At 72.4% G+C, this 7,133-nt stretch carries 6 protein-coding genes; all 6 read left to right on the top strand.

What is annotated here, in order from left to right; genetic code table 11:
* Positions 1-132 precede the first annotated feature (132 nt).
* Positions 133-1,710 carry a glutamine-hydrolyzing GMP synthase gene (gene guaA, locus TA90_RS01775; protein ID WP_043534308.1) on the top strand — a complete coding sequence of 526 codons (1,578 nt, stop codon included), beginning with the start codon at positions 133-135 and terminating at the stop codon, positions 1,708-1,710.
* Positions 1,711-1,717: 7 nt separating this feature from the next.
* Entirely contained in the window at positions 1,718-2,629 is a 912-nt protein-coding gene (locus TA90_RS01770; protein ID WP_043534307.1) for a TatD family hydrolase, read from the top strand.
* 167 nt (positions 2,630-2,796) lie between these two features.
* Positions 2,797-3,969, top strand: coding sequence for a resuscitation-promoting factor (locus TA90_RS15730; protein WP_052450370.1), 1,173 nt, complete (start codon positions 2,797-2,799; stop codon positions 3,967-3,969).
* Positions 3,970-4,198: 229 nt separating this feature from the next.
* Positions 4,199-5,551, top strand: coding sequence for an aggregation-promoting factor C-terminal-like domain-containing protein (locus tag TA90_RS01760; protein ID WP_082031238.1), 1,353 nt, complete (start codon positions 4,199-4,201; stop codon positions 5,549-5,551).
* 119 nt (positions 5,552-5,670) lie between these two features.
* Positions 5,671-6,651, top strand: coding sequence for a 16S rRNA (adenine(1518)-N(6)/adenine(1519)-N(6))-dimethyltransferase RsmA (gene rsmA / locus TA90_RS01755; RefSeq protein WP_043534306.1), 981 nt, complete (start codon positions 5,671-5,673; stop codon positions 6,649-6,651).
* Positions 6,644-7,133, top strand: a 490-nt coding sequence (locus TA90_RS01750) for a 4-(cytidine 5'-diphospho)-2-C-methyl-D-erythritol kinase (protein WP_043534305.1), incomplete at its 3' end; no start/stop codon positions are given. The genes rsmA and TA90_RS01750, both read left to right, overlap by 8 nt.

Below are 7,133 nucleotides of genomic sequence, written 5' to 3'. Positions count from 1 at the left end.
GCGGGCACCGCCGCGGCCTGTCGCCGCCGGTCCGCCACGTGCGCTGCCCCGCCCGTGGTCCGGTACCCCGCCCGCGGTCCGGTGTCGCAGGGCACAGCGGGGTCCGTGTGCCCACGCGGGTAGCATGGGCGCGTGAGCACGCCTGCACCCCGCCCTGTCCTGGTCGTCGACTTCGGAGCCCAGTACGCGCAGCTCATTGCGCGCCGCGTCCGCGAGGCCTCCGTCTACTCCGAGATCGTCCCGCACACGATGCCCGTCGGGGAGATGCTGGCGAAGGACCCCGCCGCCATCATCCTGTCCGGCGGCCCCTCCTCCGTCTACGCGGAGGGCGCCCCCGGCATCGACCCCGCCATCTTCTCCTCGGGCGTCCCGGTGCTCGGGATCTGCTACGGGTTCCAGATCATGGCCCAGGCGCTGGGCGGCCGCGTCGGGCGCACCGGCACCCGCGAGTACGGGCACACCGAGGTCCGCATCGACGAGGGCGCCCACTCCCGCCTGCTCGCCGGTGGACCTGCGGTCCAGACCGTGTGGATGAGCCACGGCGACGCCGTCGAGCAGGCGCCCGAGGGCTTCACGGTCACCGCCTCCACCGACCAGACCCCCGTCGCCGCCTTCGAGGGCGCCTCCCGTGGTCTCTACGGGGTGCAGTGGCACCCGGAGGTCCACCACTCCGAGTACGGGCAACTACTGCTCGAGACCTTCCTCCACGAGTGCGCCGGCATCGGCACGGACTGGACGCCCGGCTCCATCATCGACGACCAGGTCGCCCGCATCCGCGCCCAAGTTGGCGATGCGCGTGTCATCTGCGGGCTGTCCGGCGGGGTCGACTCCTCTGTCGCCGCCGCCCTCGTCCACCGGGCCGTGGGGGACCAGCTCACCTGCGTGTTCGTCGACCACGGCCTCCTGCGCGCGGGGGAGCGTGAGCAGGTGGAGCAGGACTACGCGACGACCATGGGCATCAGGGTCGTCACCGTCGACGAGTCCGAGCGCTTCCTCACGGCCCTGACGGGAGTCTCCGATCCCGAGGGCAAGCGCAAGATCATCGGACGGGAGTTCATCCGCTCCTTCGAGGACGCCCAGCGCGCCCTCGTCGCGGAGGCGGGCAGCGAGGGCGCGGAGGTCCGCTTCCTCGTCCAGGGGACGCTCTACCCCGATGTCGTGGAGTCCGGTGGCGGCGAGGGCGCGGCCAACATCAAGAGCCACCACAATGTCGGCGGTCTGCCCGAGGACCTCGACTTCGAACTCGTGGAGCCCCTGCGCGCGCTGTTCAAGGACGAGGTCCGCGCCATCGGCCTCGAGCTCGGCGTGCCGGAGAAGATCGTGTGGCGCCAGCCGTTCCCCGGCCCGGGCCTCGGCATCCGCATCATCGGCGAGGTCACCCGCGAGCGCCTCGACATCCTGCGTGCGGCGGACCTCATCGCGCGTGAGGAGCTGAGTGCGGCCGGACTGGACCGCGAGATCTGGCAGTGCCCGGTGGTGCTCCTCGCCGGCGTCCACTCCGTGGGGGTCCAGGGTGACGGACGCACCTACGGCATGCCCGTGGTCCTGCGCCCCGTCTCCTCCGAGGACGCGATGACGGCGGACTGGTCGCGCGTCCCCTTCGACGTGCTGGCCCGGATCTCGACCCGGATCACCAACTCGGTCCCCGAGGTCACCCGCGTGGTCCTCGACGTCACCTCCAAGCCGCCGGCCACCATCGAGTGGGAGTGATCCGGCGGTGAGTCGCCACCGCCCACGGACCTGGCCCGCGACGCCCCGGTCGCTGGCCGGCCACGTCATGGACGACCACACCCACCTGCCCCTGCGTGAACCGGACATCCCCCTGGTGGACGGGGAGCGCATGCCCCTGGACGAGCAGTTGGCACGCGCCGCTGAGGTCGGCGTGGAGTGGATCGTCACCTCCGCCTGCGAGGTGCCCGACTTCGAGCCCGCCCTCACCCTCGCGCGCACCCACACGGGCATCCGCGTCGCCCTCGCGGTCCACCCGAACGAGGCGGCCCTGCACGCGGGGATCGTCGACCCCTCTCCCGACGGACTGGTGCCCCAGCGTCGGGAGTACCACGTCCCACTCGTCGAGGCCCTCGAGATGGTCGCGTGCAGGCTGGACGACCCGATGGTCGTGGCGGTGGGGGAGACGGGGCTGGACCACTTCCGCACGGCCCCCTCCGGCTGGGACGCCCAGGAGGAGTCCTTCCGCGCCCACCTGGAGATGTCGCGGCTGCACGACCTCCCCCTCCAGATCCACGACCGTGACGCCCACGAGGACACCCTCGGGGTCCTCGCCCAGTCGGCCACCCACGGCCAGCGCATCGTCTTCCACTGCTTCTCCGGCGACCGCGCCATGGCCAGGGTCCTCGCGGAGAACGACTGGTACGCCTCCTTCGCGGGCAATGTCACCTACCCCTCCAACGGGGAGCTGCGGGCGGCCCTGGAGGAGTTGCCGCGGGAGCTGGTGCTCGTGGAGACCGATGCTCCTTACCTCACACCCGTGCCCGAGCGGGGCAACCCGAACGCGTCCTACGCGATGGCGCACACGGTCCGCGCGATCGCCGGATCGTGGCAGGTCAGTGAGGAGGAGGCGTGCCGCAGGCTCGCCGCCAACTCCCGACGGGTCTACGGGACGTGGTGAGTCGGGTGCCGGGCGGGGGGTGTGACGTGGATCACCAACGCTCGACCCGAGTGTCACGATCTGGTTACGGTGTCCGGGTCAGTCCGAGGGGAAGCGCCTCCTCCAGTGCCCCAGGACACCGGAGGGCAGGGCCCGGACCCACGGAACAGAACGTCGCGAGGATTCTTGTGAAGCTCTCCCACCCCAGTCGTCGAATCGTCGTCTCCGTTGCCTCGGGCCTCTCGGCCGCCGCCCTCGCCGTGGCAGGCGCGGGCGTGGCCTTCGCCCACAACGACGTCACCCTCGAGGTCGACGGCGTCGCGAGGCCGGTCTCCGGCTTCAACTCGACGGTGGCCGATGTACTGGGGGCCGCGGGGGTCACGCTCTCCGAGCACGACCTCGTCGCACCCTCCGTCGACGCCGACGTCTCCGACGGCCAGACGATCGTCGTGCGCACCGCCAAGCCGTACACCCTCACCGTCGACGGCGAGATCGTCCAGGCCTGGTCCACCGGTGACTCGGCCGCAGACGTGCTGGCCGATGCGGCGGGCAGTGGCAAGGTGGTCCTGGCCGCCGACCGCTCGATGACCCGCGAGGCCCTTCCGGTCCTCACCGCGGACGGCACGGTGAACGTGGTCGCCGACGGGAAGACCGTCCCGGTCGAGGCCTCCGCCGGTGACGGGGCCACCGAGATCCTCGCCAAGGCGGGCGTCAAGGTGTCGGCCATCGACCAGGTGCTGCTCGAGTCCACCGCCTCCGGGACCACGCTGAAGGTGACCCGGGTGACGCGTGGTGAGCGCACCGAGGAGAAGGCCGTCGCCCACAGCACCCAGAAGCAGGACGACGCCTCCCTCGAGAAGGGCACCACCAAGGTGCTCCAGGAGGGCAAGGACGGGTCCGTGAGGACCACGTACTACGAGGAGACGCGCGACGGCAAGGCGACCGTCTCCGTCAAGGTCGCCCAGAAGCGCACGGATCCCGTCGCGGAGATCGTCGCCGTGGGCACCAAGGAGCCCGTCGTCGAGACGACGACCGCCTCGACGTCCTCCAGCACCTCGAGCTCCGGTTCGTCGAGCTCCGCCTCATCGGCCTCATCCTCCGGCACTGCGACCGGGTCGGCACCGGCCGGCGTGTGGGCGGCCCTCGCCCAGTGCGAGTCCGGTGGCAACCCGGCGACCAACACCGGCAACGGGTTCTACGGTCTCTACCAGTTCACGGCCTCCACCTGGCAGGCCATGGGCGGCTCCGGCCTGCCCTCCGATGCCAGCGCCGCCGAGCAGACGGCCCGCGCCCAGGCACTCCAGGCCCAGTCGGGCCGGGGCCAGTGGCCCGGGTGCGCCGCCAAGCTCGGCCTGCTCTGAGTTCCACCTGAACCGGACCGAGGGGCCCGGGGACGTCACGCGACGTCCCCGGGCCCCTCGGCCGTCCGTGGGACTGCCAGCCCGGCGCAGACGGAACAGGCGCCCTGCCGCCGTGTGGGTCCTCCCACGATCCTGCGACATGTGACCCAGGTCCTACCCCAGAAGGTCACGAAACGATTACGGTCTCCGATGAGTCCAGACATCCGTTGATCCGAGGAGTCGCGTCGAGTTGAGCAGCAGTCACGGCAGACACGCCTCCCGCCGGCACCACCGGCCCTCGCGCGCCCGGGTCCTGTGGGCGGCATCGGCGGCCTCCCTCGGCATCGTCGCCACGGCGGGTCTCGGTGTGGCGGCCGCCCGCTCCGAGCTCGTGCTCGAGGTCGACGGTGTCTCCCGCCCCGTCTCCACCTGGCAGCCCACCGTCGGCCGGGCACTGGCGCAGATGGGCGTCGACCTCGGCCCCCACGACCTCGTCTCGCCCTCCGTCGACGATCCCGTGTCGGACGGTGGGACCATCGTCGTGCGCACGGCGCACCCCTTCGACCTCGACATCGACGGTCGGACCACCACCGTGTGGTCGACCTCCACCTCTGCGGATGCCATCCTCGCCGCAGCGGACACCCTCGGGGGCAAGGTCGCCATGGCGGCGGACCGCTCCGAGTCCCGTGTGGCGCTGACACCACTGGTCTCCCGGGCGCGACAGGTCACGGTGGACGTCGCCGGTGACGTCACCCGGGTGACGGCGAGTCCGGGGGAGGACGTCCACTCGATCCTCGCCGACGCCGGGGTCACGCTCTCCCCGATCGACCGGGTCGAGGTCGTCTCGGAGGGTGGGGACCTGAGACTGTCCGTCACCAGGGTGGAGCGCGGAGTGGAGACCACCTCCACCGAGATCGCCTACAAGACCGTTGAGCAGAGGACCGACGACCTCTTCGAGGGAGAGTCCGAGGTCGAGACCGTGGGCAGTGCCGGTTCCGAGGTCACCGAGAAGTGGGCCGAGCGCCACGACGGCAAGGTCGTCCACTCCGCCTCCGTCGGCAGACAGGTGACGTCGGAGCCCGTCACGCAGGTCGTGAGGATCGGGACGAAGAAGGCCTCACCTGAGGCGTTGGTGGCCGCCGGGATCGATCCCAAGGCCACTCCGGAGGCCGTGATCGGGGCCGACGGGTCACGCTCGGTCCGCTACCGCGCGACCCTCGGGTCGATCTCGACCCGGGCCGAGATCGCGGCGATCACCGGTGGTGGCGCGACATCCGCCACGGCGACCGGTGTCTACTCCGGTGAGGACCCGCGGTCCATCGCCCAGTCCATGGTCGCCGCGCGTGGCTGGTCGGACACCGAGTACCAGTGCCTCGTCAGCCTCTGGGACCGCGAGTCCGGGTGGAACCCCTACGCCTCCAACGCCTCGTCGGGGGCCTACGGCATCCCGCAGGCCCTGCCCGGGTCGAAGATGGCCTCCGCCGGAGCTGACTGGCAGACGAACCCCGCCACACAGATCTCCTGGGGCCTGGGTTACATCGCGGGACGCTACGGCACCCCCTGCGCCGCCTGGTCCCACTCGAACTCCACGGGCTGGTACTGATCCGGACCGGGTCGGACCGTGGTCCCGCCCTCGTGGGCCTGACGCGGGGAGACGGCGCCCGGGCCCGGTGCGGCCCGCGCCCGCACGTCGCCCACCGCGCCCTCCACTAGACTCTCCCCGTGACCCGATCGAATCCGCCTGCCCGCAGACGCCCGCGCGCAGGCGGGGTGTCCGGGTTGCCGGCGGGGGCCGAGCCCTCCACGAGCGGTCTTCTCGGGCCGGTCGAGGTGCGCGCGATCGCTGAGGCCCTGGGCATCCGCCCCACCAAGGTGCTCGGGCAGAACTTCGTCCACGACGCCGGCACCGTGCGCAGGATCGTCCGGGCCGGCGGTGTCGCTCCCGGTGACGAGGTCGTCGAGGTCGGCCCGGGACTGGGCTCACTCACCCTCGCACTCCTCGAGGCCGGGGCCCGCGTCCGCGCCGTCGAGATCGACCCGGTGCTCGCCCACGCCCTGCCCGAGACCGTGGAGGGCCGCATGCCGGAGGCGGCGGAGCGCCTCCACGTCCTGCGTGCCGATGCGCTGGAGGTCGCGGACGTGGCGGGCCTGGGCACCGACTGGCCCGAACCGACCCGCCTGGTCGCGAACCTCCCCTACAACGTCGCCGTCCCCGTGCTCCTGACGATGCTCGAACGGCTGCCCTCCCTGCGTGAGGTGCTGGTCATGGTCCAGTCGGAGGTCGCCGACCGCCTGGCGGCCGGGCCGGGCTCGAGGACCTACGGCGTCCCCTCCGTCAAGGCCGCGTGGTACGGCACCGCCGAGCGGGTCGGCACCATCGGGCGCAGCGTCTTCTGGCCGGCGCCGAACGTCGACTCGGCGCTGGTCCGCCTCACGCGCCTGCCCGGGCCCCGCGGAGACGAGGCCCTGCGGGCGGCGACCTTCGAGGTCGTCGACGTCGCCTTCGGACAGCGCCGCAAGACGTTGCGCGCCGCCATGAGGACCTGGGCGGGTTCGGCCGGTGCCGCCGAGGACCTCCTGCGCGCGGCAGGTGTGGACCCCTCCGCCCGCGGAGAGACCCTGGGGATCGAGGACTTCGTACGCCTGGGCGCGGCCCTCCTCGAGCGTCGGGCTGCCGGGCCCCGGGGTGACGCCGATGCGTGAGGCCACCGCCTCGGCACCCGGCAAGGTCAACCTGCTCCTGCGCGTGGGGCCTCCCGGACAGGACGGGTACCACCCCCTCGTCACGGTCTTCGAGAGCCTGGACCTGCGCGAGACCGTCCACGCCCGCACCACGCGGGCCCCGGGCATCCACGTGCGCACCACCGTGCGCCGTCCCGACGGGAGCACCGACCGGGACGCCTCCGCCGCGATCGACCGCCTCCCCGCGGACCGTCACCTGGCCGTCCGCGCCGCCTCCCTGCTGCGACGTCTGGCCGCGACGGGACCCTGGGCGCAGACCGCCTCGGGAGTCTCCCTGGAGGTCGACAAACGCGTCCCCGTCGCGGGAGGCATGGCCGGGGGTTCGGCGGATGCGGCCGCGACGCTGGTGGCCTGCAACGAGCTGTGGGGGCTCGGGCTCGACACCGAGAGGCTGCAGGCGCTGGGGCGCACCCTCGGCGCTGACGTCCCCGACTGCCTCGTCG

Origin of the sequence: Actinomyces polynesiensis (assembly GCF_000820725.1) — a bacterium.
In the GTDB taxonomy this organism is placed as follows: Bacteria; Actinomycetota; Actinomycetes; order Actinomycetales; family Actinomycetaceae; genus Pauljensenia; species Pauljensenia polynesiensis.
This window is presented reverse-complemented; position numbering and strand designations above follow the sequence as displayed.